Source organism: Haloferax sp. ATB1 (assembly GCF_000730175.1).
In genome coordinates, this window is record NZ_JPES01000108.1 from 1 (window position 1) to 22,878 (window position 22,878).

A 22,878-nucleotide genomic window follows, 5' to 3' on the forward strand; every position below is an offset into this window, starting at 1 on the left:
AGGGTGAGGTGGGGGAGGCAAAGCACGTCGTACACGCCCTGTTTCGTAAAGCGGTAGAGCCACGAGTCACCGCCCACCACCGGAGGCGACGTGAAACCGTGTGACGTTGGAACCCGGCTCGGTAACGTGAATACCGGAGGTTCGCTGAACTTCGGATGGAACGACGTCACCGTGTGAAGCCCATGGTGGACGCGGAATTCGACGACTTCGCCGGGGCGCACGTGCAGTCCAACCGGGTCGAAGATGAACTCCGCCGGAACCTCGTTCCCTGACTCGGGGTCAATCGGGAAGTCGTCGTGGATGTTCTCTTCGTGGGTGTGAAGTTCGACGATGTGGTCGACGAGTCCCGAGGGAACGGTGTCATCCGCCGAGTACGGCGCGCCGTACACCTCGTCGATTCGGTTTCCACGGCCGCTGGTCGCGGCTGCCGTCCCCCCGAGTGCCGACACGGCTGCACCCACACCGAATACTTTCAGCAGTGATCGCCGGTCGATTCCGTGATTCTTGATGACCTCTATCAGTTCGTCGTCGCTGAGTTCGAGGTCGTCGGTATCTGTTTGTTTGGTCATCTGTTTTCCTGCCGTCACTGTCCCACCGCGTGACGCGGCACGTGATGGCGTGTATACATCTACGGAAACCGGGTTTGCTACCCATCAACTAACTCGAATATTCTTCGCCTAAGGCTGACTTTCAGACGCTCGTTAGCACGACTGAAGCCGTGGGCTTCCGCCCAAATCACGTGATAATGAGCGCACGGCGGTCCGTTCTCTCCGACTGAGTCCCAACTGCCGCGGCCGAACTGCACTGACACCCATGTCAAATGCCAGCACGCTGTCGGCGTCGGCAAACCGTGTCGGCTACGAAGGCTTATACCGCGTGGCCGAATCACGGATACGTATGCGTAAGGGTACGTCTCTCGACTCCTGGCGCGACGACGCGAAACCACGACCGAACCGCGCGTCGCGGACAACAGCGTCGGGACGGCCCACGGGGGTGGGACAATGAGCGCACAGGACCTCGACGGCGGGAGCGACGCCGAGACCGACGGGAGCGGCGAGATGCCGAAACCGCACACGATTCGGCTCGAACTCGTCGACGAGCCCGGACAGCTTTTGGCCGCGCTCAAGCCCATCTCCGACAACGGCGGTAACCTGCTTTCCATCTTCCACGAACGAGGGAGCCTGACTCCCCGCGGACACATCCCCGTGGAGGTCGACCTCGAATGCCCGCCCGACCGCTTCGAGCGAATCGTCGAGGCGCTCCGCGAGGCCGGCGTCAACGTCATCCGCGCCGGCGCGGAGCACTTCGGCGAGGAGGTAATGGTCATCCTCGTTGGCGACATCGTCGATTCCGACCTCTCGGACACGCTCCACCGCATCGAGTCCTCGGCGGACGCGACCCTACAGGACCTGTCGCTGTCCGCCCGCGAGGGGACTGACGAGGCGTCGAGCGCCCGACTCCGACTCGCGGTCCGCTCCGGCCGCGTCGACGAGACGCTGTCGGTCGTTCGCGACCTCGCCGCCGAGAAGGGACTGCACGTCGTCGAGCCGCTCGCGGAGGGATCCCAATGAGCCTCAGACTCGCAGTGCTCGGTGCGGGCGCGGTCGGCGGCTCGGTTCTCGACCTCGCGGGCGACTACGGTCACGATGTCGTCGCGTTCGCGGACTCGTCTTCCTCCGCGGTCGACCCCGCCGGGCTCGACCCGAGCGCGGTCCACGACCGAAAGGAACGCGAGGGCGTGGTCGGCGAGGCGGCCCCCGAGGCGGTGTTCGACGCCGACTACGACGTGTTGGTGGAGGCGACGCCGACGACGCTCGGCGACGCCGAACCCGGCTTTTCGCACGTCGAGCGCGCGCTGGCCGACGACCGTCACGTCGTGCTCGCGAACAAGGGTCCGGTCGCGGAACGGTACGCCGACCTGCGCGCGCTCGAAGCCGAAAGCGAGGGGACTGTCCAGTTTGAGGCCGCCGTCGGCGGCGCGATTCCCATCCTCTCGACCATCTCGGACCTCGGTGCGCCCCACGTGACGGCCGCGCGCGGCGTGTTGAACGGGACGGCGAACTTCATCCTCTCGCGGATGGCCGCCGAGGGACTCGACTACGAGCACGTGCTCGCGGAGGCACAGGACCTCGGCGTCGCCGAGGCGGACCCGACGTTCGACGTCGACGGCATTGACGCCGCGCTGAAGTTCGTTATCCTCGCGAACGTCCTCTCCGACGGCGAGACCGAGTACGCGCTCGACGACGCCGAGGTCGAGGGCATCCGCAACGTCCCGGGAACGGCGCTCGACCTCGCCGCCGAGGACGGTCGGACGGTCCGCCTCATCGGCGAGGCGACGGCCGACGGCGTCCGCGTCGCCCCGCGGCTGATTCCGCAGGGCTCCGCGCTGTCGGTCACGGGCACGCAGAACATCGTCCAGTTGGAGACCAAACACGCGGGCCAACTGAATATCAGCGGCCGCGGGGCGGGCGGTCCGGAGACGGCGACCGCCGTCCTGTCCGACGTTTCTCGCCTCGAATAGCGGCACAGGCGGCCCGTACCCTCTGTTTCTTTCGACTGTCGGTATCCACCGGACACTCCATTTCCGCGACCGTGGTATGGTTCCGCAAATCGCAGTACGGCGGTTAGACGGCCCGTAGCGCGTATCGAAATCGTTTTAGGGGTTTCAGCAAAAACATTCCCCACAGAGCGCCTTAGCGCGTGAACACACCAATGAGCGACAAACCCCACCAGAATCTGGCCATCATCGGCCACGTCGACCACGGTAAGAGTACGCTCGTCGGCCGACTCCTGTTCGAGACCGGCTCCGTCCCGGAGCACGTCATCGAGCAGCACCGAGAGGAAGCCGAGGAGAAGGGCAAGGGCGGATTCGAATTCGCCTACGTCATGGACAACCTCGCCGAAGAGCGCGAGCGCGGTGTCACCATCGACATCGCCCACCAGGAGTTCGACACGGACGAGTTCTACTTCACCATCGTCGACTGTCCTGGCCACCGCGACTTCGTCAAGAACATGATCACCGGTGCCTCGCAGGCTGACAACGCGGTCCTCGTCGTCGCCGCCGACGACGGTGTCGCGCCTCAGACCCGCGAGCACGTCTTCCTCGCCCGCACCCTGGGCATCGGCGAACTCATCATCGCGGTCAACAAGATGGACGTCGTCGACTACAGCGAAGACAAGTACAAGGACGTCAAGGAGCAGGTCAACAAGCTCCTCAAGCAGGTCCGCTTCAACTCCGACGACGCGACCTACGTCCCGATTTCGGCCTTCGAAGGCGACAACATCGCCGAGCGCTCCGACAACACGCCGTGGTACGACGGCGACATCCTGCTCGAAGCGCTCAACAACCTGCCGGCACCGCAGCCGCCGACGGACGCGCCGCTGCGCCTGCCCATCCAGGACGTCTACACCATCTCCGGCATCGGTACGGTCCCGGTCGGCCGTATCGAGACGGGTACCCTCAACCCCGGCGACAACGTGAGCTTCCAGCCCTCTGACGTCGGCGGCGAGGTCAAGACCGTCGAGATGCACCACGAGGAAGTCGACCAGGCCGGACCTGGCGACAACGTTGGTTTCAACGTTCGTGGCGTCGGCAAGGACGACATCCGCCGCGGCGACGTCTGTGGCCCGGCTGACGACCCGCCGAAGGTCGCCGAGACGTTCAAGGCGCAGGTCGTCGTCATGCAGCACCCCTCGGTCATCACCGCTGGCTACACGCCGGTCTTCCACGCCCACACGGCGCAGGTCGCGTGTACCATCGAGTCGATCGACCAGAAGCTCGACCCCGCGTCGGGTGAGGTTGCTGAGGAGAACCCGGACTTCATCAAGTCCGGCGACGCCGCTATCGTGACCGTCCGTCCGCAGAAGCCGCTCAGCATCGAGCCGTCCTCCGAGATTCCGGAGCTCGGCAGCTTCGCTGTCCGTGACATGGGTCAGACCATCGCGGCCGGCAAAGTGCTCGAAGTCAACGAGCGATAACGATGCAACAGGCACGCGTTCGGCTCGCCGGCACGAGTCCGGAAGACCTCGACGATATCTGCGACGACGTCCGCGAGATCGCGAACAAGACGGGCGTCAACCTCAGCGGGCCGATCCCGCTGCCCACGAAGACGCTCGAAGTCCCCGCCCGCAAATCGCCTGACGGCGAGGGGACGGCGACGTGGGAGCACTGGGAGATGCGCGTCCACAAGCGTCTCATCGACCTCGACGCTGACGAACGCGCTCTGCGCCAGCTGATGCGCGTTCAGGTTCCGAACGACGTCAGCATCGAGATCGTCCTCGAAGACTAACGACGGCGCTGTCCGGACCATCGGACCGCCCGTTCGTGACGGTCGGCCCGTCACACTCGCGGCTGTCGAGGCGCGCGTCCGGAGGACTCTGCCTCCGAGCTGACTTTCAGCGCTAAGGCGCGTGTCATCTCACTTCCGTTCGACGCGCGAGCAGATGCCCGCAGAATCGCCCGACGGAACGGGATGCTATCGCATGCCCGACCGCGGACAAAACATAGGGTATAAGTGTATCCCACGACTCCGTGGGAATGAGGGCTCGTAGATCAGTGGCAGATCGCTTCCTTCGCAAGGAAGAGGCCCGGGGTTCAAATCCCCGCGAGTCCATCAAATTTTAACTCGCTTTCGAAGGTTCCACAAACCGGAGCAACAGCGTTCGTAGCTCCATTTCTCGCGTTCGGGAAGTCGGAAGAAAGACCCCGCCCATCGAGAGTTCACGAGACTCGGTTAGTCGGGTCTCCGCTGTCTGTCGATAAATCGAGTGATTTCGGGGGTCAGCGATGAGACGGTTCTGCCCGACCTGTGGGTCCCGTCTCGCAACGACGACGAGTCGCGGCGGACTCACCCGTCGCACCTGCCCCGAGTGCAACGGGGGTGGTGCGTAGTGCAGTATCTCGATTTCAAGCGCGAGCGTGACGAGTCGACGACCTCGTGGGAGCGAGGCGACCCCGTCGCCGCGCTGGTCGAGCGCACCGGCCCGACGACCTACCTCGTCACCCTGCCGGGCGGCGAGACGCACGCCGTCGAGTACGGCAAAGAGCGCGGTGCTCGCGTCGGCGGGTGCGACTGCAAGGGCTTCGAGTTCCGCGACGACGAGGACTCTCCGTGCGCCCATCTGTGCGTCCTGCGGAAAGCCGAGTGGTCACACAACCACTTCGGAGACGCCGCCGGGCGCGATGTCACCGACGACCCCATCACCGCCCACGACACCGCCGAGCACGTCGCACCGACCGCAACCGAACCCGAGCCCGACCTTGTCGCCGACGGTGGCGACATCGTCGAAGCACCGACCACCGGACACGACGGGCGCATCTTCGGCCGCCCGGAGGACCAGCTATGACCTGCACCACCTACTCCCGAGCACCAGCACCACGAGTCGACCAGCCCCGGCGCTCACGCGGGCGCGCACACCCCCGCGCGAATAGGCCTCCTCGTACGACCACGGGGGGGCGTACTGCCATACTCCGTATCCCCGCCCCGTCTGCGTATTACGACTGTGAAACGCTGCAGTACAGAGGTGCGCTATGAGCCGAATGAAGACCGAGCGGACCGAGAGCACGACGGTGACCGTCCGCGTCGACGAGAACCTGAAGGACGACTACACCAGCGCCCTCGACGGGTCGATAAGCGACGACCTGCGGACGCACATGGAAGAGGTCGCGCGAACCGTGCGCGACGAGCCCGACGACGACAACCTCCCAGACGACGAGGCGCTTCGAGACGGCTACATGGCGCTCCGGCGAACCGCCGAGGCCTACGACCCGAGCGGTCGTCGCCTCGACGTTGGGACCGCTATCTCGAAGGTCGCCGAGCGAGCGGGTATCCCGAAAGACGCCGTCCGTCGTCGCGTCCTGAAGCCGCTCGAACAAGAGGGGTACATCGCGCCGAAGTGGGGCGACATCATCGTCTACCAGCCCGAGGAAGCCAACGCGAGTGCGAATCGGGGCACCCCGACGAAGAAGAGTACGAGTAGCTAAGAAGAGTCGTCGTCGGTCTTTTTTTGCTGTCCGAACCGCCGCTGTATCTGCGCCTTCAGCACTCCCGAAATCGCCGAGAGTGGGAGCGCCGCGACCGCGAGGAATTCCATCGGGCTGAGAGTGACACTACCGTCCATCGTCGTCCTCCTCGACGCCGCCGTCGGTAGCCACCGCCCAGTCCTCGACCCGCCGCACGCGCCCACGAATGATGCGCAAGTCCTCATGGAGGTCTTGCCGGACCCAGAGGACCAGCGCGGCGAGTCCGAGGAGGAGCAGCGCCGTCACCGGGTCGGTCGTCTGCAAGATGAGGTCGGTCAGCTCACTCACCGCCGGCCACCCCCGCGATGATTTCGAGCAGCGGACGGAGCAGATACAGGAGCACAAGCCCGACGACGACCGCGACGACAATCCACACCTTCGCGGCGAGTCCTGTCCCGCGCGTCGGGTTCGACGCCTGCCCGTCCTGCGGGTCCTCTATCCACGGCGTCCCGCCCGGACCAGCGGTGTTCCCGGCTTCGTCGTCGAACAGCGAGACGAGCCCACCGACGCCCTCGTCGAAGTTGAGCGCGGCGGCATCGGCCGCGCCAGCTACCGTGTCGTACGGGTCGCGGACTGCCTGACCGGGGTCGCTGACGAAGTCGCCGATGCCGCCGAGCCAGTTGTTGCTCCCGTCGCCGAAGGTGCCGGGGCCGTTTGTGTCGACCACGTTAGCTACCCTTGACGAACACCGCGACCAGGCCGACGACGATCGCGGCGACGACGCCGAGCGAGAGGCCGGTCGGCGCGGGGTTGGCCGCGCGGAACTTGTCGATGACTGACTCGGTCGTCGTCTCCCACGTCGACGAGTTGAGGTCGTCCGTGACGCGATAGGTCGACCCGTCGACGGTCAGGCGGACCCACCGGTCCATCAGCGGTCCGCGAGGGTCGCCCGAGTCGACGGAGACCGAGGAGACGACGTCGTCGCCGTAGCCGAGTCGACGGAGCGCCGACCGGATGTCGCTCACGCGGGGCGCGCTGCCGAGCGAGATGTCGGTCTCCCCCGACATCATCGACCACCCATCAGGACGGCGAAGACGCCGAGGACTGCGACGGCGAGCAGGGCGAGATTGCGTCTCGACCCGTCGCCGTCGAGAAGCCACCCGGCGACCGGCGTGTCCGCGCCTGGCGTCGAGTCGTCCGACGTCGTCGTCACCATGCCGGGCGTCCCGCCGACACCGTCGAGGATAGACCTGATTCGACCCGCGGGGTCCTCCGAATCGTCAGGAACGGGTGCGCCGGTCTCGTCAATCACTGTCCGTCACCTCCGGCGACGACGACCGCGCCGACCAGGGCGACCACTCCGGCGATACCGGCCGCGATGAGACCGGTCGGCAGGTCGAACCGGTCGCTCGCGTCCTCGACGAATTCGGGCGTCTGGATTTCCGGTATCACCTCGGCGATGGACATCTCCGAGAGGGTGTCGCTCACCGCCTGCGAGAACACCAGCGGGTCCCCGCCGCTCTCGGCAATCTGCTCGGCGGTCCCGTCAGGCGAGCCCGTGAAGCGGTCGATGGCGTCCCACATTCCCGCGCCACCTGCGGGGGAGGAGTCGCCGGGGTCCGACGAGTCGTCGACATCAACCTCGTTGGAGTCGCGAGGGTCGCCGGTCTGCGACGTGCCGTCGTCGGTCGAGAGGTCCGTCCCGAGCGACCCGGAGCCGAGCGTGTGGTCGTCGGGGTCGAACGAGTCGTTCGACGAGGGTGAGTCGCCGGCGATGGTCGGGTCAGTCGTTGCGAGGTCGTGGCCTCCTCCGCCGGGCGAGTCGTCGTCATCATCGCCACCGCCGCCCAGCTGGTCGGCGAGTTCTTCGGCGGTCGAGCGCGGGTCGACGCGCTCCTCAGCGTGGGGGGAGTCGCGAGGTGCTGCGATGACCATTTAGTTGCGCCCTCCGTAGCTGAGCGCCACCGACATCGTGCCGTTCTCGTCGACTGTTTTGTCCACAACCGTCGCGGCTACCGAGTCGCCTTCAGGCGTCCTGTACGTGTACGTCTTGCCTTCCTCAGCGTCTTGCGGGCCGGGGTACTCGGGGTATCCGACGGGCATCAGTAGCTACTCACCTCGCAGATGAGGGAGAACTCCCTCGGCTCTTCCTGGGCGGTGTCTCCCCGGTTGGTGTACTTCATCGTGATTGGCGAGTCGGGCGTAGCCCGCAGGTTCGTCAACTTCGCGTATGCGAGGTTGGGGTCCGATGGTTCGGACTCAGTGTTCGCGGCCACCCACTGCCCGTACTGGAACTGAATCTTCGTCTGGTAGTCAGACGACCCGAACAGCGCCTGTTTGTCCCCGATAGTGCGGATTTGGAGACGGTGGCCGTTGTGAGAACTCGACCAGTTGGGGTCTGCCGCGACGTAGAGACGCGCGTGCTTGACCGTGTAGACCGACCCCTCGGGCGCGAACAGTTTGGTCTCCTCCGTCTCGTTCGGCCCGACTGTTCCGGTCTGGTCGAAGTTGATTGCCGCCATCTCAGGACGATTCTGCGTGGCGACAGTCTGCCCGCCGCCCTGCGTTCCGGGTTGACTCCATGGCGGTCGACCCGGCATTCAGAACACCCCCCCGATGACGCGCCGAATCCCACCGAGGTAATCGATGGTCGGCATCGCCCGGAAGCGGTAGCTGTAGTCGGTGCTCGCGTTGTCGGCGATGATGACGATTTGGTCTCCTTCTTTCATCTCTGTGTTCACGTGGAACGGTTCACCCGACGGCTCGCCGGTGATGAACTGCTCACCGTCGCCGTAGGTCGGGATGTCGGTGTCTTCGTGCGATTCGGGATTCTCCGGGTCACCACGGAGTCGACGAACGACCGGGCGCAGTTTGAGCGCGTCCTCGCTGCCGGGCGTCGACCAGATTCGAAGCTGCTCGACGGTGCAGTCGGCGGGTGCGGTCCATGACCTCTCGAAGCCGGTCGTGTCCGCGGGGACTGGCTTCCCGATGTACGGCGTCTCGCGGCGCTCGTCGGTCGTGAGCTTCGATAAAATTCCCATGGTGGGACTACAGCGAACTCCGGTACAGCATCACGTCGCTGTTACCCGGGTCGATTTCCTTGCCGTCCGATGCGCTGTCGGCGTCGATGCGGAACTCGATGTATCGACCCGCCGTCGCGTACGGAGCGAGCGAGTACATCAGCGGGCGCTCGGTGGGCGACTCGCTGGCGTACTCGGAGAGAAGTTCGAGGTCACCGAGCTTGCGCGTGAACATCGCGCGGCCGTCGGAGTCGGTGATGGCCGCGTAGAGCGTGCCGCCGATGGTGTCGCCCGCGGTGCCCGACCCGTTGCCCGTGGCGACGATGTCCGCGTGCATGGGCGAGGAGTCCGCGCTTGCGCGGTCCTTCCCGCCCGCTCCGAACCAGAGGTCCTTGTCCTGCGGGACCTTCTCGCGGTAGACCGTGACCTCCGAGCCGGACTTGAGCGTGTCTTGGTCGAGGTCGCTGCCGCGGATGGGTCGCACGTCGCCGTCGAGTTCGGCGAGGTCTTCGTTGTAGGCGAGGGTATCTGGCATCGATTAGACCCCCGGAATGTTCACGTCGTCGTCGGTGACGCCGGCCTTCTGCCGTGCGGTGTTGTACAGATATGCTCCTGCTCCGACGACGGCCATCGTGAGGGTGACGCCGATAACCCCGAGACCGAGGTTCTGTGCGGATTCACCGGGGTCGTCAGTATCGACCTCGATGCCGAGTAGTTCAAGTGGTACTTTCGTCATTCCATTTCCGACAACGAGCGATTGTGAAAAAGTTCGAAGTGTAGTGGAATACGCTCAACAATTCAATTATTGAGCGTCGTACAGCACTCGTTATTTTACATTCACGGTCGCCTGACTGTTCGACACAGTATGATTGGCTACCCGACACTAGTTCTCGGCACGCTCGTGGCCTATCTCCGGGCTTCGGACGAGACGAGACCATTCGTGAAAGGAGCGTTCGGAATCGGCATCCTCGGCGAGTGTGGCGCACTCAGCGGTGCAGTACACTTCACTCAGTCGGGCGTCTCGATGCTCGGAGGGCTCATCGCATGAACGGCAGTAAAGAGCCTCAGAACCCCACAGACCAGCAATGCGAGCATTGCGGACTGTTCTACGCGGCGCAGGGAATCCACAACCACCGGCCGGGGTGCCCGCTTCGAGACTGGGACACGATGATTCAGCCCCTCGACGGCGCTGGTGAGCCAGCCAGCGAGCGCGGTTCAGTCCCCGACAGTGACCCGGCGAACCCGCCTGAATCGGGAGACATCGAAGTGTCGGACACTCAGAAGGCGATGACCGACGGCGGAAACCCCATCCACGGCGCGCCTGAGCCCATCACGGACGGCGGCAAGGACACCGAAGAAGTCGAAGGGTGTCCCGACTGCGGGTCGGACGACTACGTCGACGCCGACGCTGTCCTGCGCGCTCGCAACCCGTCCGCGAAGAACACGGCGGTCCTGACCCAGTACGACCGCGTCTGCATCGAGTGCGGGGAGGCGTACGATGCCTGAGGACGGCGAGACACCGTCCCCACCGTCGCCGGGCGACACGTTCGTCCGTGACGCCGGCGTCCCGAACATGGGCGCTACGGCGAACCACGCGGCCGCTGAGGGTGCGGAGGCTGACGCGGGGAAGAACGACGGTGACTCCTCGGGAGGGGTCTTCGCGGCGCTCTTCGACGCGAACGCGACGGGTCCGGCGGTCGACCAGCTTCGGTCGGAGTACCCGGACCTCCCGCGAGGGTCGCACTACCTCTTGCGGATGCTCGTCCGCGTGAGTGGTGGCGACGGGACGCCGCCCGTGGTCGACGGAGCCGTTGGAACGACCCTGCTCGGGCTCCAGTACCTCCCGTCGGAGACGGCGCAGGACGGGAGCGGAGACGGGGGTGACAGCGGTCAGAACGACGAGGACCTCGACGACGACCTCGCGCCGCTCGCGGGTGTCGGAGGTGCGTGACGATGCAGGCGTACCACACGGTCGTCACCGGCGACTCCGGCGGCGGGAAGACGACCCTGCTGCGCGAGATGCAAGCCGAGTTCCCCGGCCTGAGCATCTGGGTCAACTTCACCAACACCGACGGCATCACCGGGCGCGACCTCGACGACGCCGCGACGGTCCGGTCGGTCGGCGAAGCTCGCGCGTCGGACGCGACGCGACTGAACTGGGTGACCGACTCCCCGCTCGAAACGGCGCGGCAGGCGCGGACGGTCGCCCACGAGTACCACGAGGCGACGGGCTTCCCGACGCAGGTCATCTTCGACGAGGCGCAGAACGTCCTCCCCGACGGCGAGGTCGACTCGGACAACCCGGTGAAGCGGATGCTCCACGAGGACCGCGACAAGGCGCTGAAGGTCGTTATCGCCACGCAGGACCCGTCGGACCTCGATTACACGCCCATCAAGCAATGCAAGTTCTGGGTGTGGGTCGGTGAGTGGGCCGTGTTCCACGACGGCTTTCTGCGGTACTTCTCGATACCGCGCGACGACCTCCCGACCGAGCCGTACCAGTACGTCGTCTTCGACAAGCGGATGAACGTGCTGCATCGCGCGGAGACGCAGGAGGCGTACGCATGAATCTGGACCCGTTCGATACCGGCGCTATTGCCGCCGGGCTAGCCGTCCTATTCGTGCTGTTGTTCACCATCGCCCTCCCCGTGTCGTATGCCGCCGGAGTGGGCTCTGCGCGCGCACCGTCTGACTACGGGGGCTACGTCGTCGACGTTGAGGAGGACCGGGGGATGCTGCTCCGAACGACTCAGATAAAAATGAAGACGCACCCGCGTTCGAGTTCAGTCGAAACGTTCTGCGTCGTCGATGGCGACGACGAAAAGCTGGCGACGGCACGGTCAGCACTCCGTAACGAGTCGCGAGTGACTGTCGAGTACCACCGACCACTCTGGGTCCCACCGTGGGAATGCCAGCCGGGGACATCTCTCGTCGATGATGTCGAGGTGGTGAACTCGTCATGACCGAGAGAATCGTCGAGGACGAGGTTCCGGGCGACGACCACGACTGGCGCTACTACCGGAAGCGTCCGGTCGTGATTCAGGCGGCGAAGGTTCGCCAGCGGGTCGAGGTCGAGACGCGCGAGGGTACGGTCGTCGCTGAACCGGGTGACTACCTGCTCGTCGGCGTTGAGGGCGAGGTGTACCCGTGCGACGCGGACATCTTCGAGAAGACGTATGACCGGGTGGTTCAGTCGTGAGCTTTCCCGATGTGACCCGCCGCGAGATGCGGCGAATCGACGAGCGCGCGGGCGACGAGAACGGCGAGTTCGCTGAGCGTCTGGTCGCCGCTCACTACGGCATCACGCACGCGAACGACCGCGCGGACTGGTACGACTGCGTTCACGAGGAGCGCGGGACGAAGTACGAGGTGAAGGCCACGCAGGTCCGCATCGACGGCCTCGACCCCGACTCCCGCGTCGAGGTCGGCGGCCGGTTCCGGCTCTGGGAGGGACAGACGCGGTCGCTCCTGAACTCTGACGCGCAGAACACCGCGTGGTTCGTCTTCGTCCTGCTCGACGAGAACGGGTCGCCGGTCGACCACCGCCGGATGCGGCCATCGACGGTGTGGTCGTTGGTCCGCGACGAGTTCGGCGGGTGGGACAACTCGGGTCACCGCGAGATGGGGCGTCAGCAGAAAATTCCGATTGAAGCGTTATTTTAGCCTGAAGTCTACAGTAGCTTAATATTATGACAAACGACATTTGGGGTGATGTCAGGCGATGATAACGATTCATTTGCAAAAGAGATGATGCGTCGAAGAGAAATGAACGATTTCACAAGAGACCTGACGGAGGGTATGATTGGCCCAGGCTCCTATGTTGACCGTCGGACGTATATTGTCGACTGGGAACGACTTGAGTTTGCAATCGGTGCTGCAACAATACTCTCGTCGATTTTTAGCTTCGCTGGAATGGAGCCAGTACAGGCAGTAGGAACCGGATTCGGTCTCACATTTCTGGCTGATGGACTATACCACAAGTACCGCTCTGACAGTACAGGCGAGGGCAGTAACCAGAACTGAGTTATTTGACCATCTGGTTTTCAGAGCCCGTAGAGTTCCGCGCGGTCGAGCGCCCGGCCGATGGTCGAGCGCGCGCAGTCGAGTCGCTGAGCCGCTTTCCGTTTCGAGAGCTCATCCTTCTGCACCATGTCGAGGACTGCGACGACATCGTGGTAGTCGTCCGCCTCGACCAGCTGGCCGTCGTCCTTCGAGAACCCGAGCGGGGCCGGTCCGTGGTGGTAGTCCTCGGACTGCTGTCGGGCGGCGATACCCTCCTTGGTGTTCATCTGCTTCACCCGCGCCTGCCACTCGGCGAAAGCCCCGAGCATCTGCATCTGTAGGCGGTGCATCGGCTGTTCCTTCCCGTCGCCGAAGGAGAGGCCGTCGCGCACGAAGTGGACTTCAACGCCGGCGTCAGTCACACGCGAGACGGTACGCTCCAAGTCCTGCAGCGACCGGGCCATCCGACTGATTTCGTGAACGACGACCGCGTCGATGTCGCCGCTCTGCACGTCGTCCATCAGCCGCCGGTACCCTGCGCGCTCCGTGTTGGTCCCGGTCGACTTGTCTCGGTACACTTCGACCTCGGCGAGAGTCGCCCCGAGGTCGTCCTGCGCGAAGCTCGTCGTCGAGTCGATTTGTCGGTCGAGATTCTGGTCGGCGGTCGACACCCGAACGTAGCATCCGACGGTCATGATTACGGACACGGGTGGCTGTTACTTAAAGAACGGGACTAACGGACAGTCTGTCGAAGAACGGTTGTTCTTGGACAGGTCAGCCGATGTTCTCGACCTGCACCGACAGACGCCAAACCGTAATCGAGAGACCGACGACGACGACCCCGAGGACGATGACGGTCAGCACGAGGATGACGTAGGACGCCTGCAGTAGCTGAAGCGCCTCGGAGACATCGTACTGAACGAGCCGCAGGTCGTACACTCGCGCGAAGCTCGCGAGCGCGCCGTAGAGCCCGCCTATCGAAATCAGAACAAGAAGCGTCAGTTGCCAGTTCTTCCAGATGTTTCGGATGAACCCCATGCCGAACACGTCAACTGCACGTGATTTTAATCCTTGCTCTCAGTATAAGGTAACTGACTATGACCGTTGAAGCACTGCTGACGATCTCGATGCCGTACGAGACGATAGAGTGGATTGACGATGCGAAACCCGACGAGTGGAGTAGGGAGCGGTGGGTCCGTGAGTTGATTCGAGAGAACGCACAACCGAGCCAGGAAGAGTGAGCTTGAAGGCGAGTTAGAGCGGGTCGTTACTCTGGTTGTCGAAGTCGTGTGGGCCGTTCTTTCGGCGGTCGACCTCCTTCTTCACAGCCGCTTCGATTAGCTCCTGTCGTTTGTCGTACTCCCACGGTTCGAACAGTTCGTCCAGCATCTGGTCGACGGCAATCGTCGACTCGGTCGCGTAGCGAAACCAGATACTTTTGGACTGGCCGGGGAGTATTCGGCGCTCTATCCGGTCCTCGATGTCGTCCTCGAACCGGAAACTCGCCTGTGCCATGATAATTGAATTATTGAATTACTCTTACTAAGTGGTGACGCTTGCCGGTTGTATACTTGTCCCCAATTGTTAAGTGAATACATGAATACAGGCAGGATGTAATGTCCCGGAATGTGACCGTCTCCGTCTCGATGCCAATCGAGATGGTTGACGACATCGAAGAAATAGCGAAAGTGCACAAGATGAGCCGTGCTGGCTACATTCGGCACCTCATCCGTCAGGCACCTGACTCGCCGTTTAGAGTTCCAGAGCACAAACTGACCGACGAAGCACCTGCAGAAGCATGAACGGGGGACCGTCCAAAGAGCCTGCCAGCTACCCGGCGGTCCCCAGTTCCGAGCAGTCGCGCGCGGCACGTAAGTCCAGCGTTGCGTACTGCGTCGAGGTGTTCTGACCGTGGGTGACGATTCGTTCGACGTGAAGCTCGTCGTCACCCGCGGCACCGGGTCGCAGGACAAGGAGAAGATGCAGGTCGAGGTCTCGGCCGACTCGCTCGAAGAACTCGACGAGAAGGTGAACGGTGCCCGCGAGCGACTGCGCGAGTGGGCCGACGACATCCGCACCATCCAGCCGGACGGTCGCCGCCGACGCGACGACGCCCAGACGGAACTCGGAGGTGCCAGCGCGTGACCGTCGTTTCCTGCGCGGTCTGCGGGCGGCGCGTGTACTCTGACGACCCCCACATGAGCGTCGAGGTCAACCACCTAGACGAGTTCGCGCGGGTCGCTGGAGTCACCGACTACGTCGTTCACGAGTACTGCGGCGAACGTGTGTTCGCTGGCTGGAGGAAACCATGAGCGCCCAGACGAACCTCGGGACGTTCACCGCGGGCCTCTCGCCTGCGGAGACCGACGCCTATCTCGCCGTCGACGAGGGCGACGAGACGCCGACCGAGTTCGCACGCCGGACCGGACGTGACCCGTCGACTGTGCGGACGCTCCTGTACCGCGCTCGGCGCAAGCTCGACAAGCGGGGTGCAGCGTGACCGACCTCGAAATCATCGCTCAAATCGGTGAAGCGTGGGATTCAGAAACCGCCAGAGAGGTCAACAACAACCTCGACGACGACGACCTCGGCATCATCCACGACATCAGCCGTAGCGGCGCGCACTACCTCGTTCGGTGGCCTGACGAAACGGAGGGAGACGAGTGACCGACCTCGAACCGCTCTCCCCCGAGGAGGGCGTCACGCGCTTCCTGCGTCACCGCGAACCGAGCGTCCGCGCGTCGACCCTGCAGAACTCGCGCACCCGACTGAACCACTTCCTCGACTGGTGCGACGAGGTCGGCATCGAGAACCTGAACGACCTGTCCGGCCGCGACCTCGCCGACTTCGTCGCGTGGCGTCGAGGCGACATCGCGCCCATCACGCTCCAGAAGCAACTCAGCACCGTACGGGCGGCGCTCGGTTTCTGGGCCGACATCGAGGGCGTCGAGGACGGCCTTCGCGAGCGCGTTCACGCGCCGGAGCTTCCCGACGGAGCCGAGTCGCGCGACATCCACCTGTCGGCGGACCGCGCCGAATCGATTCTCGACTACCTCGACCGCTACCAGTACGCCAGCCGCGAGCACGTCATCATGGCGTTGCTCTGGCGGACCGGGATGCGTCGGGGTGCGCTTCGGGCGCTCGATGTCGGCGACCTGCACGCCGACGACCACGCTGTCGAGTTGGTCCACCGGCCGGAGACCGATACAGCTCTGAAGAACGGCACGAAGGGCGAGCGCTGGGTCTACCTCGGTCCCGAGTGGTTCGAGGTCGTCGACGAGTACGCCGCGACGAACCGGCACGATGTCGTCGACGACCACGGCCGCCGCCCGCTGATAACGTCGAAGTACGGGCGTCCGACCGGCGATACCATCTACAAGTGGGTCGGGAAGCTGACGCGCCCCTGCGAGTACGGCGAGTGCCCGCACGACCGCGAGCGAGCGACGTGCGACGCGGTCGGGTCAGACGGCTATCCGAGTCGGTGCCCGTCGTCTCGGTCGCCCCACGCTGTTCGTCGAGGACACATCACGGCCTACCTGAACCGCGAGGTCTCGCCGGAGACGATTTCGGAGCGGTCGGACGTGTCGCTCGACATCCTGTACCAGCACTACGACGCGCGGACCCCGCGCGAGAAGATGAACGTTCGAATCCAGAACCTGCCATGAGTCACAACAGTACCTGCCAGCCGCACAGCCCCGTGCGATTCCCGACCGGGACCTTCCCCGCGAGTCCATTTCCTTCGGTCGTTTCACTCCCTCAGTCAATGGACTCGCTTGCCCCCGTTCGCTTCGCTCACGGGGACCCCGCGAGTCCACTACCATTTTCGCGACGCTACCCTAGGAGTCGTGACTCCGTCAGGAGTCCGACGAGTACCCGCTGCGTCGCGTAATGTAGTGCCTGTTCGAGCGGGGATTTGAATCAGAAAGCGAGTACCGCGAGCGAACGGCTCCGCGCCTACACAATCGCGACCCGAACGAAGTACCACTCCTCGTCGTACCTGACGAGTTCGGGTCGGTTAGAATCGCTGAACGCGAACGGGTTCTGTTCGTCGGGCCCGAGCGTGACTCGGCCGTCGAGTGCGTCGCGAAACACCGACTTCCGCGACTCGGAGAGGTTCTCGAAGCGGGCGGTCTTGTTGTCGGGCCATTCGTCTGCTTGACTCTGGTTCTCCAGTTTCGACACGGAGACGAACTCGGTCCCGTACGCCGGGTCGCCGGTCGTCATCGTCGCCTCGTCGGCCGCCGTTGAGTTGTTAGTCATTATCGGGGCGGTCGTCGGTGTTCCGTCGGTCGTCGTCGCAGTTGAACTGGGGCCGCCGGCACAGCCGGCGACGAGGAGGACACAGAGAACCAAACCGACGCGCCAAGTGAGGGCCATTCGTCAATATGATGTTGAACTGACGACAAGTGTCTTGTGTGGCGTCTGTGGAGGCTGTCGCCGTTGGTCGTGGTTGGCTTCGTGGTGCACACGTTCATCTACCAAGGTACCGGAACCGACTCCCCGTCAGCTCTGACACAAGACTTTCACTAACCTCGTGTCAAGAGTAACCAATGTTCGAGACACCGGCGTCAACCCAGGGATACGGTCCGGCCGTCGCAGTCTTTTGGGTGTACGTTCTCATCGCACTCGGGGTTACGCTGGGGCTTCGTCAGCTCGGGCTCCTGGATGAAGCGACGCTGTACGTCTTTCTTGGAGTCGGACTCGTCCTCCTCAAACCGTTCGTCCCGCTGTTCAAGCGGTACTCTCCGTAGTGGCATTGACTACCGAGCGTTCACTTCCGCCGAATCCTACACTTTCACCCCGCTCATGGCGGACCCTCTTACCGCCTCGCTCCGAGGGCGTCGGTATGGAAACACGACGAGGCGAACCCCCGTCGGACCCGACGGCCCTCTTTCGAGCTATCGTCTCGAAACTCCGCGAGACACGCCGCGGGGTCCACCAACACCGGATGGCGCAGGCGCTCCTTCAGAAGGACGCCAACGGGTCGCGGCTGGTCGGACTCGACGAGGACACCGAGCGGGCGGTCTTCTTCAACCCCGCGTCGCGGACGCTCGAACTGATACCCTTCGACCGGGAGGGAACGCACGAGGAGCGCGCGGAGGTGCTGTCGCGTCGGCTGAGCGACCCGTCGTCGTGGGTCGAGGCCAACGCGGCGAGGCTGTCGTGGGTCCACCCGCACTTCCGGTGGGCCTGCGGGTTGGACGACGCCGGGCGGTCGTGAGCCGAGAATCGTACGTCGTGGCCGACCGTGACCGGTGTCCGACCGTGAAGAATTATACGCACGCCGCGCGCACAACACGTCCATGAACGACGAGGAACTCGACGAACTCCGGTCGTCGCTCACGCCATACGAGTCCAGCGGTGGCGTCACCACCTACCAGAACACCGTCTCTATCGCCTGTCCGGCGTGCGAGAAACCGTTCGACGACTTGGTCGTCTGCGAGAACGACTACAACAGCCTCGAACTGAGCATGATGCTCGACCTCTGTGTGACCCAGCACGACGGCGACGTGCTGCTGTTCACGCACAAACAAGAGGAGTAACGCGGCCGGCGACGGCCGGACGCGGTCCACCGTTTCAGTCTCGCAGTTACCAGTCCGTCACCCCGCGCCCGTCTCGCCGGTAGCGGTCGGTGAACTTTCGTCGGCCAAAAACGAGTGGTTGTGCGACGAACGACCGGTTATTCGCGCGGCGGGAGGCCGTTTTCGTCGATGACTTCGCCGTCGTCGTCGACGGTGACGATGCCGCGGTTGTTGACCGCGTAGGGGTCCAAGCCGACTTCTTGGAGGAACTGCTTGTAGAGCCGTTCGGCCGTCTCGGCGTCCTTCTGGCGGTCCGAGGCGCGGTCACAGAGTTCGACGAGGTCCTCGGGCACGTCGTTCTCGTGGACGATCCAGTGGTTGATGAGGTCCGACAGCCGCCGGATGGGCGAGGTGAAGTGGCCGTAGATGTCGAAGTTGAGCGCGTAGTGGCCGCCGAAGGGGTCGTTCATGTACTTCGCGCGGGGCATGACCTTCAGCACGGCGCGCTGAATCTTGTTGAGGGTGCGGGAGTTCGCGCTCTCCAAAGCGTCGTTGACGGCCTTGCGGGGCTCGTCCCACGACGTGGACTTGATGCTCACGCCGTCGAGTTCGGTGATTTCGCGGAGCGCCTTGTCCCACTGGTCGGGGGTCGGCTGCGGGTGGACGCGGTACATCGCCTCGACGCCGCGGTTCCACATGAGTTCGTGCGTGACGGCCTTGTTCGCCTTCAGCATGCACTCTTCGATGATGGTATGGGCGCGGTCGCGGCTCGGGTTGAGGACCAGCGAGCCGTCTTCCTTGCGCTGTTCGTGGAGTTGGTCGGCGAGGTCGAAGACGAGGGAGTTCTCCTCGTGGAGGGGGAGGTCGGGGTCTTCCAGCCGGTTTTCACACTGCGTGTAGGTGAGCCGTTCGTTGGAGTGGATGACGGACTTGTAGATGTCGATAGACTCGAACGAGAGCGTGTCTTTCTTGATCTCCATCTCGACGGTGTGGGCGAGGCGGTCCTCCTCGGGGACGAGAGAACAGACCGTCTCGGCCAGCGCCGGCGGGAGCATGTGGATGGTGTAGGCGGGGAGGTAGACGGTGTTGCCGCGCTTGACGGCCTCGGCCCACATCTCCGAACCGGGGTGGACGTAGTGGGTCACGTCGGCGATGTGGACCCACAGCGTGTACGTCTCCTCGTTCTCGCGGATGCTTAGGGCGTCGTCGAAGTCCTGGGCGTCGACGGGGTCGGTCGTCCACGTCGTGAGGTCTCGGAGGTCCTTGCGGTGTTCCAACTCGTCTTCGATCTCCTCGTGGACGCCGTCGGTGCGCGCACGCGCCTCCGAGAGGACTTCCGGCGGGAACTTGTCTCGAATCTCGAACTCCTCGAACAGGTCCTCGCGCTTGTTCTGGAGGTGTCGCGCGAGTTCGGCGTCTATCTCCACCGGTCCTTGCCCTTCGGCGGTCCCGGCGTACGCCTGCGCGTCGTCTGACATAGCCCCGACTAGACGGGGCAGGGAGAAATGAGTGTCGGGCACGAGCCGCGACGAGAAGGAAACGATATCGCTCGCGACCACGACCTCGGCCGTCTCGGCGACGGTCCGACGGCTACGTCCTCAGCGGCCGCGCTCGCCGGGCGATTCGTACCGTTCTTTGACCGCGTCGAAGTAGCGAAGCAGGAACTCCTCGTTGGAGATGCTGTGTTCTTCGATGTCGATGAGGAGGCCTTCGAGTTCCTCGCGGGGCTGGTGACAGAGCCCCCGATAACAGGACTTACAGAGGTGTTCGAACCGCTTGCCGTGCCGTTCCCAGCGGTTTCCCTCTTTGTCGTACTCACGCGCCGCCGACCGGAGGACCGCGTCACCGCATGCGATGCACACGACACGTTTCCGGTCCCCGTTCGTCCGGGAGCGCCACATATCGTTGGAGTGGACCCAATCGTACTTAGCAGTTTATCCTGTCACAGTCTGACGCGCGTCGGACATCAACGGGGCAGGTCGGGTCGCGCCCGTCAGACTCCGGGCGGTGTCGCCGACTACTCGATTCGGAGCGGTCGATTTATCGGCCGTGAGCGTCCACGACCCGGTATGAAGGTCAAGTCCCGCCACCACCTCCGAAGCGACGAAATCGACGCGCTGTGCGACTCCATCGAATCGTCCCTCGGCGTCGCCCTCGACGGCGACGCGTTCGAGGCGGTCGAGTTCGCCGACGCCGACTACGAGGTCGTCCTCGTCGACGGCGAGCCGGCGGTCATGTACGTCGACGACCAGCCGTTTCTCACGGTCAAGGGCGCGAACCAGTTCCCGCCGACGACGAACGTCGTCACGGTCGACGCGGGCGCGGTTTCGTTCGTCTCCAGCGGGGCCGACGTGATGCGCCCCGGCATTACCGAGGCCGACGACACCATCGAGGCGGGCGACCTGGTCGTCATCGCGGAGGAGACCCACGGCAAGGTGCTCGCCGTGGGTCGCGCGCTCGAAGACGGGGCCGACCTCGTCGGCGACTCCGGCAAGGTCGTCGAGTCAATCCACCACGTCGGCGACGACCTCTTCGAGTTCTCGGTCTGACCCGCGGTCGCAGGACTCGGCGCACGCCGTGTGCGCTCCTCTCGGCTACGCTTCGGCGTACTTCTCCAGCGCCGCCTCGTACCCCTCCCGCGCCATCGAGAACGTCTCTCGAAGGTCGCGCAGCGGCGTCTCCGTCGCGTCGACCCGGAGGTCGTTGTAGTACGGCTCCATCTCGCGGTCCTCGGTCGAGGTCACAACGACGGCCGCGCTCTGGATAGCGAGGTCGTCGCGCTTGTCGCCGCCCGCGGCGTGTCCCGCGCCGAGCGCGTCGATGAGGCGCTTCGCGAGCGGTTCGTCGCCGTCGGCGTTCCGCTCGTAGGCGTCGGCGGCGGCTTCGACGACTTCCGCGCCCGTGAGCAGGTTGCCGGCGACGGTGTAGTCGTCGCCCTCGCGGTGGCCCGCCCAGCCGAGGCAGTCATCGCCGGTGAAGGCGAACGTCGCCTCGGAGCCGACGCCGTGGAGTTGTCGCTCCGCCCGGCCGTCGTCGGCGTTTAACAGCGCCTGCAGGGTGTCGTCGACGGCGAGACCGTCTTCGAGGTAGTCCAGACCCTTCTCCCCGAGTTCGACGTTCGTCAGCGCCTGTGTCGCCACCGCGCCGTGTTCACTTGCAAACGGACAGAGTGCGCCGACCCCCGGCAGGCGGGTCGTCACGGCGACGCCGAAGCGGTGCTGGTCGTCGCCGTCGGCGTCGACGTACGACTCGCGGACGCAGATGCTGAAAGTCATCGTGTTCGTCTGCTCCCGCGCGCCGCGAGGTAAAAACACCCGGCGAAACGCCGCGCCCGGCGCGCGCGTCGGCCGTCAGCAGGAATCGACGCCTCCCGCGACACCATCCTCGTGTGACGGTGCTGCCGTCGATTCGTCCGGTCTCACCCCTCAGACATGTCTGAAGGGAGACAATCGTCTGACGTAAGAACTAACCCCGTTGTGGCCTCTCTACGTCCTATGGGTATCATGAGTAAGATTCTCGGTGGTGGTGGTTCCCGAACGACCGAGGACTACGTCGAACTCGACCTCGACGACTTCGACACCGCTCGCGGCGACGCCGGACTCTCGGTTCACATCGCCGAAATCGGCGGCCAGCAGGACGTTATCGCCATCAAAGACGCCGTTTACGACGGCAATCTGGTCATCGCGGACATCACCCGTCACACGACCTCCGACAACACGATGGAACACATCATCGACGACCTCCGGCAGGTCGCGCGTGAGGTCGACGGCGACATCGTCCAGAAAGGCGACGACCAGATCGTCATCACGCCGACGGGCATCTCCATCTCGCGGCAGAAGCTCAACGGCTGACAACGGCGGACGACACCCCGCGTACGCACCGATTTCTCCCCGACTCGCAGACGCGAGCGATGCGGTTCGAACGGCCCGAACCGATGCCTATTCGGTCCTCTCGTTCCTAGAGTCGTCCGAATGAGCAAGGACTACATCGAGGTTCGCGGTGCCGAAGAGCACAACCTCAAGAACCTCGACGTTCGCATCCCCCGCGAGACGTTCACCGTCGTCACCGGCCTGTCGGGGTCAGGCAAGTCCTCCCTCGCGTTCGACACCGTCTACGCGGAGGGCCAGCGGCGGTACATCGAGTCGCTTTCGGCCTACGCGCGGAACTTCCTCGGCCAGATGGACAAGCCGAAGGTCGAGGCCGTCGAGGGCCTCTCGCCCGCCATCTCCATCGACCAGAAGAACGGGGCCAACAACCCTCGGTCGACCGTCGGGACCGTCACCGAACTCCACGACTACCTCCGCCTCCTGTACGCCCGCGTTGGCACCCAGTACGACCCCATCACGGGCGAGGAGGTCGGCGAGCAGTCCGC

At 64.4% G+C, this 22,878-nt stretch carries 44 protein-coding genes, 1 tRNA gene and 2 pseudogenes; 28 read left to right on the top strand and 19 right to left on the bottom strand.

All coding sequences use genetic code 11. The features are described 5' to 3' along the window. Nucleotides 1-569: pseudogene (locus ATB1_RS20030) on the bottom strand (hypothetical protein); the annotation flags it as partial. A gap of 432 nt (nucleotides 570-1,001) precedes the next feature. Here ATB1_RS20030 and ATB1_RS17695 point away from each other — a divergent pair. From ATB1_RS17695 to ATB1_RS17725, 7 genes are all read left to right on the top strand, one after another. Further along, nucleotides 1,002-1,571 carry an amino acid-binding protein gene (locus ATB1_RS17695; protein WP_004973566.1) on the top strand — a complete coding sequence of 190 codons (570 nt, stop codon included), beginning with the start codon at nucleotides 1,002-1,004 and terminating at the stop codon, nucleotides 1,569-1,571. Continuing rightward, complete coding sequence (locus tag ATB1_RS17700; RefSeq protein ID WP_042661925.1) at nucleotides 1,568-2,521, top strand: homoserine dehydrogenase; 954 nt, start codon at nucleotides 1,568-1,570, stop codon at nucleotides 2,519-2,521. The genes ATB1_RS17695 and ATB1_RS17700 overlap by 4 nt, the downstream gene beginning before the upstream one ends. Nucleotides 2,522-2,712: 191 nt before the next feature. Further along, entirely contained in the window at nucleotides 2,713-3,978 is a 1,266-nt protein-coding gene (gene tuf, locus ATB1_RS17705) for a translation elongation factor EF-1 subunit alpha (RefSeq protein WP_004969067.1), read from the top strand. Between the two features lie 2 nt (nucleotides 3,979-3,980). Beyond that, entirely contained in the window at nucleotides 3,981-4,289 is a 309-nt protein-coding gene (gene rpsJ, locus ATB1_RS17710) for a 30S ribosomal protein S10 (protein ID WP_004044563.1), read from the top strand. A 252-nt stretch (nucleotides 4,290-4,541) separates the two neighbouring features. Next, nucleotides 4,542-4,613: transfer RNA gene (locus ATB1_RS17715), tRNA-Ala, on the top strand. 277 nt (nucleotides 4,614-4,890) lie between these two features. After that, nucleotides 4,891-5,346, top strand: coding sequence for a hypothetical protein (locus tag ATB1_RS17720; protein ID WP_042666143.1), 456 nt, complete (start codon nucleotides 4,891-4,893; stop codon nucleotides 5,344-5,346). 184 nt (nucleotides 5,347-5,530) lie between these two features. Continuing rightward, the gene (locus tag ATB1_RS17725; protein WP_241768337.1) at nucleotides 5,531-5,983 is read left to right on the top strand and encodes a hypothetical protein; all 453 of its coding nucleotides are present in this window, start codon (nucleotides 5,531-5,533) and stop codon (nucleotides 5,981-5,983) included. Here the strand turns inward: ATB1_RS17725 and ATB1_RS22600 are convergent. The 11 genes from ATB1_RS22600 to ATB1_RS17775 are packed head-to-tail and all read right to left on the bottom strand — an operon-like array spanning nucleotide 5,980 to nucleotide 9,718. After that, nucleotides 5,980-6,120 (bottom strand): hypothetical protein, encoded by a 141-nt coding sequence (locus tag ATB1_RS22600; RefSeq protein WP_198526146.1) that lies wholly within the window; start codon nucleotides 6,118-6,120, stop codon nucleotides 5,980-5,982. The two genes, ATB1_RS17725 and ATB1_RS22600, sit on opposite strands and share 4 nt — an antisense overlap. Continuing rightward, nucleotides 6,110-6,310, bottom strand: a complete 201-nt coding sequence (locus tag ATB1_RS17730; protein ID WP_008612877.1) for a hypothetical protein — start codon at nucleotides 6,308-6,310, stop codon at nucleotides 6,110-6,112. The genes ATB1_RS22600 and ATB1_RS17730 overlap by 11 nt, the downstream gene beginning before the upstream one ends. After that, nucleotides 6,303-6,689 carry a hypothetical protein gene (locus ATB1_RS17735; RefSeq protein WP_042666088.1) on the bottom strand — a complete coding sequence of 129 codons (387 nt, stop codon included), beginning with the start codon at nucleotides 6,687-6,689 and terminating at the stop codon, nucleotides 6,303-6,305. Before ATB1_RS17735 ends, ATB1_RS17730 begins: the two co-directional genes overlap by 8 nt. Before the next feature lies 1 nt (nucleotide 6,690). Beyond that, on the bottom strand, nucleotides 6,691-7,029 hold the full coding sequence (locus tag ATB1_RS17740) for a hypothetical protein (protein ID WP_042666092.1): 339 nt from the start codon (nucleotides 7,027-7,029) through the stop codon (nucleotides 6,691-6,693). Further along, nucleotides 7,029-7,274, bottom strand: a complete 246-nt coding sequence (locus tag ATB1_RS17745; protein ID WP_042666094.1) for a hypothetical protein — start codon at nucleotides 7,272-7,274, stop codon at nucleotides 7,029-7,031. The genes ATB1_RS17740 and ATB1_RS17745 overlap by 1 nt, the downstream gene beginning before the upstream one ends. Beyond that, entirely contained in the window at nucleotides 7,271-7,897 is a 627-nt protein-coding gene (locus ATB1_RS20035) for a hypothetical protein (RefSeq protein WP_052368135.1), read from the bottom strand. The genes ATB1_RS17745 and ATB1_RS20035 overlap by 4 nt, the downstream gene beginning before the upstream one ends. Next, complete coding sequence (locus ATB1_RS22135; RefSeq protein WP_157837767.1) at nucleotides 7,898-8,065, bottom strand: hypothetical protein; 168 nt, start codon at nucleotides 8,063-8,065, stop codon at nucleotides 7,898-7,900. It abuts the gene before it with no gap. Further along, complete coding sequence (locus ATB1_RS17760) at nucleotides 8,065-8,562, bottom strand: hypothetical protein (protein WP_128081504.1); 498 nt, start codon at nucleotides 8,560-8,562, stop codon at nucleotides 8,065-8,067. The genes ATB1_RS22135 and ATB1_RS17760 overlap by 1 nt, the downstream gene beginning before the upstream one ends. Continuing rightward, nucleotides 8,563-9,003: a hypothetical protein gene (locus ATB1_RS17765; protein ID WP_042666103.1), complete on the bottom strand. Its 441-nt coding sequence runs from the start codon at nucleotides 9,001-9,003 to the stop codon at nucleotides 8,563-8,565. A gap of 7 nt (nucleotides 9,004-9,010) precedes the next feature. Beyond that, complete coding sequence (locus ATB1_RS17770) at nucleotides 9,011-9,517, bottom strand: hypothetical protein (RefSeq protein WP_042666104.1); 507 nt, start codon at nucleotides 9,515-9,517, stop codon at nucleotides 9,011-9,013. A 3-nt stretch (nucleotides 9,518-9,520) separates the two neighbouring features. After that, nucleotides 9,521-9,718, bottom strand: a complete 198-nt coding sequence (locus ATB1_RS17775; protein WP_004044551.1) for a hypothetical protein — start codon at nucleotides 9,716-9,718, stop codon at nucleotides 9,521-9,523. 129 nt (nucleotides 9,719-9,847) lie between these two features. Here ATB1_RS17775 and ATB1_RS17780 point away from each other — a divergent pair, with 129 nt between their 5' ends. From ATB1_RS17780 to ATB1_RS17815, 8 genes are read left to right on the top strand one after another with little or no spacing between them, the layout of a single operon-like run. Then, complete coding sequence (locus ATB1_RS17780) at nucleotides 9,848-10,030, top strand: hypothetical protein (RefSeq protein ID WP_004044550.1); 183 nt, start codon at nucleotides 9,848-9,850, stop codon at nucleotides 10,028-10,030. Beyond that, a complete protein-coding gene (locus tag ATB1_RS17785) occupies nucleotides 10,027-10,488 on the top strand; it encodes a hypothetical protein (RefSeq protein ID WP_241768338.1) in 462 nt (153 codons plus the stop codon). Before ATB1_RS17780 ends, ATB1_RS17785 begins: the two co-directional genes overlap by 4 nt. Next, nucleotides 10,481-10,933 carry a hypothetical protein gene (locus tag ATB1_RS17790; RefSeq protein WP_042666106.1) on the top strand — a complete coding sequence of 151 codons (453 nt, stop codon included), beginning with the start codon at nucleotides 10,481-10,483 and terminating at the stop codon, nucleotides 10,931-10,933. Before ATB1_RS17785 ends, ATB1_RS17790 begins: the two co-directional genes overlap by 8 nt. 2 nt (nucleotides 10,934-10,935) lie before the next feature. Further along, a complete protein-coding gene (locus tag ATB1_RS17795) occupies nucleotides 10,936-11,550 on the top strand; it encodes an ATP-binding protein (RefSeq protein WP_042666108.1) in 615 nt (204 codons plus the stop codon). Beyond that, nucleotides 11,547-11,945 carry a hypothetical protein gene (locus ATB1_RS17800; protein ID WP_042666111.1) on the top strand — a complete coding sequence of 133 codons (399 nt, stop codon included), beginning with the start codon at nucleotides 11,547-11,549 and terminating at the stop codon, nucleotides 11,943-11,945. The genes ATB1_RS17795 and ATB1_RS17800 overlap by 4 nt, the downstream gene beginning before the upstream one ends. Beyond that, complete coding sequence (locus ATB1_RS17805; protein WP_042666114.1) at nucleotides 11,942-12,181, top strand: polysaccharide transporter; 240 nt, start codon at nucleotides 11,942-11,944, stop codon at nucleotides 12,179-12,181. The genes ATB1_RS17800 and ATB1_RS17805 overlap by 4 nt, the downstream gene beginning before the upstream one ends. Next, nucleotides 12,178-12,645, top strand: a complete 468-nt coding sequence (locus ATB1_RS17810; RefSeq protein WP_128081505.1) for a hypothetical protein — start codon at nucleotides 12,178-12,180, stop codon at nucleotides 12,643-12,645. The genes ATB1_RS17805 and ATB1_RS17810 overlap by 4 nt, the downstream gene beginning before the upstream one ends. 48 nt (nucleotides 12,646-12,693) lie before the next feature. Then, on the top strand, nucleotides 12,694-13,005 hold the full coding sequence (locus ATB1_RS17815; protein WP_042666117.1) for a hypothetical protein: 312 nt from the start codon (nucleotides 12,694-12,696) through the stop codon (nucleotides 13,003-13,005). Between the two features lie 20 nt (nucleotides 13,006-13,025). Here the strand turns inward: ATB1_RS17815 and ATB1_RS17820 are convergent, their stop codons facing one another. Beyond that, nucleotides 13,026-13,679, bottom strand: a complete 654-nt coding sequence (locus ATB1_RS17820; RefSeq protein WP_042666119.1) for a recombinase family protein — start codon at nucleotides 13,677-13,679, stop codon at nucleotides 13,026-13,028. 79 nt (nucleotides 13,680-13,758) lie between these two features. After that, nucleotides 13,759-14,022, bottom strand: coding sequence for a hypothetical protein (locus ATB1_RS17825; RefSeq protein WP_042666120.1), 264 nt, complete (start codon nucleotides 14,020-14,022; stop codon nucleotides 13,759-13,761). Nucleotides 14,023-14,081: 59 nt separating this feature from the next. Here ATB1_RS17825 and ATB1_RS22140 point away from each other — a divergent pair, with 59 nt between their 5' ends. Then, nucleotides 14,082-14,225 (top strand): hypothetical protein, encoded by a 144-nt coding sequence (locus tag ATB1_RS22140; RefSeq protein WP_157837768.1) that lies wholly within the window; start codon nucleotides 14,082-14,084, stop codon nucleotides 14,223-14,225. 13 nt (nucleotides 14,226-14,238) lie between these two features. On the opposite strand, the gene ATB1_RS17830 is transcribed toward ATB1_RS22140, so the two are convergent. Beyond that, on the bottom strand, nucleotides 14,239-14,499 hold the full coding sequence (locus ATB1_RS17830) for a hypothetical protein (protein ID WP_042666122.1): 261 nt from the start codon (nucleotides 14,497-14,499) through the stop codon (nucleotides 14,239-14,241). Nucleotides 14,500-14,600: 101 nt separating this feature from the next. Here ATB1_RS17830 and ATB1_RS17835 point away from each other — a divergent pair, with 101 nt between their 5' ends. The 6 genes from ATB1_RS17835 to ATB1_RS17850 all read left to right on the top strand — a co-directional run bounded on the left by ATB1_RS17835 (nucleotide 14,601) and on the right by ATB1_RS17850 (nucleotide 16,649). Continuing rightward, nucleotides 14,601-14,786, top strand: a complete 186-nt coding sequence (locus ATB1_RS17835; protein WP_042666125.1) for a ribbon-helix-helix domain-containing protein — start codon at nucleotides 14,601-14,603, stop codon at nucleotides 14,784-14,786. Nucleotides 14,787-14,895: 109 nt separating this feature from the next. Then, nucleotides 14,896-15,129 carry a hypothetical protein gene (locus ATB1_RS17840; RefSeq protein WP_042666128.1) on the top strand — a complete coding sequence of 78 codons (234 nt, stop codon included), beginning with the start codon at nucleotides 14,896-14,898 and terminating at the stop codon, nucleotides 15,127-15,129. Beyond that, nucleotides 15,126-15,296: a hypothetical protein gene (locus ATB1_RS22145; RefSeq protein WP_155821888.1), complete on the top strand. Its 171-nt coding sequence runs from the start codon at nucleotides 15,126-15,128 to the stop codon at nucleotides 15,294-15,296. The genes ATB1_RS17840 and ATB1_RS22145 overlap by 4 nt, the downstream gene beginning before the upstream one ends. Beyond that, the gene (locus ATB1_RS17845; RefSeq protein WP_042666130.1) at nucleotides 15,293-15,484 is read left to right on the top strand and encodes a sigma factor-like helix-turn-helix DNA-binding protein; all 192 of its coding nucleotides are present in this window, start codon (nucleotides 15,293-15,295) and stop codon (nucleotides 15,482-15,484) included. Before ATB1_RS22145 ends, ATB1_RS17845 begins: the two co-directional genes overlap by 4 nt. Continuing rightward, on the top strand, nucleotides 15,481-15,651 hold the full coding sequence (locus ATB1_RS22605) for a hypothetical protein (RefSeq protein WP_004044539.1): 171 nt from the start codon (nucleotides 15,481-15,483) through the stop codon (nucleotides 15,649-15,651). The genes ATB1_RS17845 and ATB1_RS22605 overlap by 4 nt, the downstream gene beginning before the upstream one ends. Continuing rightward, entirely contained in the window at nucleotides 15,648-16,649 is a 1,002-nt protein-coding gene (locus tag ATB1_RS17850; RefSeq protein ID WP_042666133.1) for a site-specific integrase, read from the top strand. Before ATB1_RS22605 ends, ATB1_RS17850 begins: the two co-directional genes overlap by 4 nt. A 289-nt stretch (nucleotides 16,650-16,938) precedes the next feature. Here the strand turns inward: ATB1_RS17850 and ATB1_RS17855 are convergent, their stop codons facing one another. Next, nucleotides 16,939-17,361 (bottom strand): hypothetical protein, encoded by a 423-nt coding sequence (locus ATB1_RS17855; RefSeq protein ID WP_052368138.1) that lies wholly within the window; start codon nucleotides 17,359-17,361, stop codon nucleotides 16,939-16,941. Nucleotides 17,362-17,534: 173 nt separating this feature from the next. On the opposite strand from ATB1_RS17855, the gene ATB1_RS17860 reads away from it, so the two are divergent. From ATB1_RS17860 to ATB1_RS17870, 3 genes are all read left to right on the top strand, one after another. Next, nucleotides 17,535-17,735 (top strand): hypothetical protein, encoded by a 201-nt coding sequence (locus tag ATB1_RS17860; protein WP_042661927.1) that lies wholly within the window; start codon nucleotides 17,535-17,537, stop codon nucleotides 17,733-17,735. Nucleotides 17,736-17,830: 95 nt separating this feature from the next. Further along, complete coding sequence (locus ATB1_RS17865; protein ID WP_042661928.1) at nucleotides 17,831-18,205, top strand: hypothetical protein; 375 nt, start codon at nucleotides 17,831-17,833, stop codon at nucleotides 18,203-18,205. 82 nt (nucleotides 18,206-18,287) lie between these two features. Next, a complete protein-coding gene (locus ATB1_RS17870; RefSeq protein ID WP_004065334.1) occupies nucleotides 18,288-18,527 on the top strand; it encodes a hypothetical protein in 240 nt (79 codons plus the stop codon). A gap of 137 nt (nucleotides 18,528-18,664) precedes the next feature. Here ATB1_RS17870 and ATB1_RS17875 read toward each other — a convergent pair whose 3' ends face one another. Further along, nucleotides 18,665-19,984 (bottom strand): ribonuclease R family protein, encoded by a 1,320-nt coding sequence (locus ATB1_RS17875; RefSeq protein ID WP_042661929.1) that lies wholly within the window; start codon nucleotides 19,982-19,984, stop codon nucleotides 18,665-18,667. A 120-nt stretch (nucleotides 19,985-20,104) separates the two neighbouring features. Then, nucleotides 20,105-20,407 carry a hypothetical protein gene (locus tag ATB1_RS17880; protein WP_042666135.1) on the bottom strand — a complete coding sequence of 101 codons (303 nt, stop codon included), beginning with the start codon at nucleotides 20,405-20,407 and terminating at the stop codon, nucleotides 20,105-20,107. Nucleotides 20,408-20,575: 168 nt separating this feature from the next. Here ATB1_RS17880 and ATB1_RS17885 point away from each other — a divergent pair, with 168 nt between their 5' ends. Continuing rightward, entirely contained in the window at nucleotides 20,576-21,055 is a 480-nt protein-coding gene (locus ATB1_RS17885) for an RNA-binding protein (RefSeq protein WP_004969073.1), read from the top strand. A 45-nt stretch (nucleotides 21,056-21,100) separates the two neighbouring features. Here the strand turns inward: ATB1_RS17885 and ATB1_RS17890 are convergent, their stop codons facing one another. Next, entirely contained in the window at nucleotides 21,101-21,781 is a 681-nt protein-coding gene (locus ATB1_RS17890; protein ID WP_042661930.1) for a DUF1028 domain-containing protein, read from the bottom strand. Nucleotides 21,782-22,000: 219 nt separating this feature from the next. On the opposite strand from ATB1_RS17890, the gene sepF reads away from it, so the two are divergent. Next, nucleotides 22,001-22,357 (top strand): cell division protein SepF, encoded by a 357-nt coding sequence (gene sepF / locus ATB1_RS17895; protein ID WP_004969075.1) that lies wholly within the window; start codon nucleotides 22,001-22,003, stop codon nucleotides 22,355-22,357. Between the two features lie 120 nt (nucleotides 22,358-22,477). Beyond that, nucleotides 22,478-22,878, top strand: a pseudogene (locus ATB1_RS17900) (excinuclease ABC subunit UvrA); the annotation flags it as partial.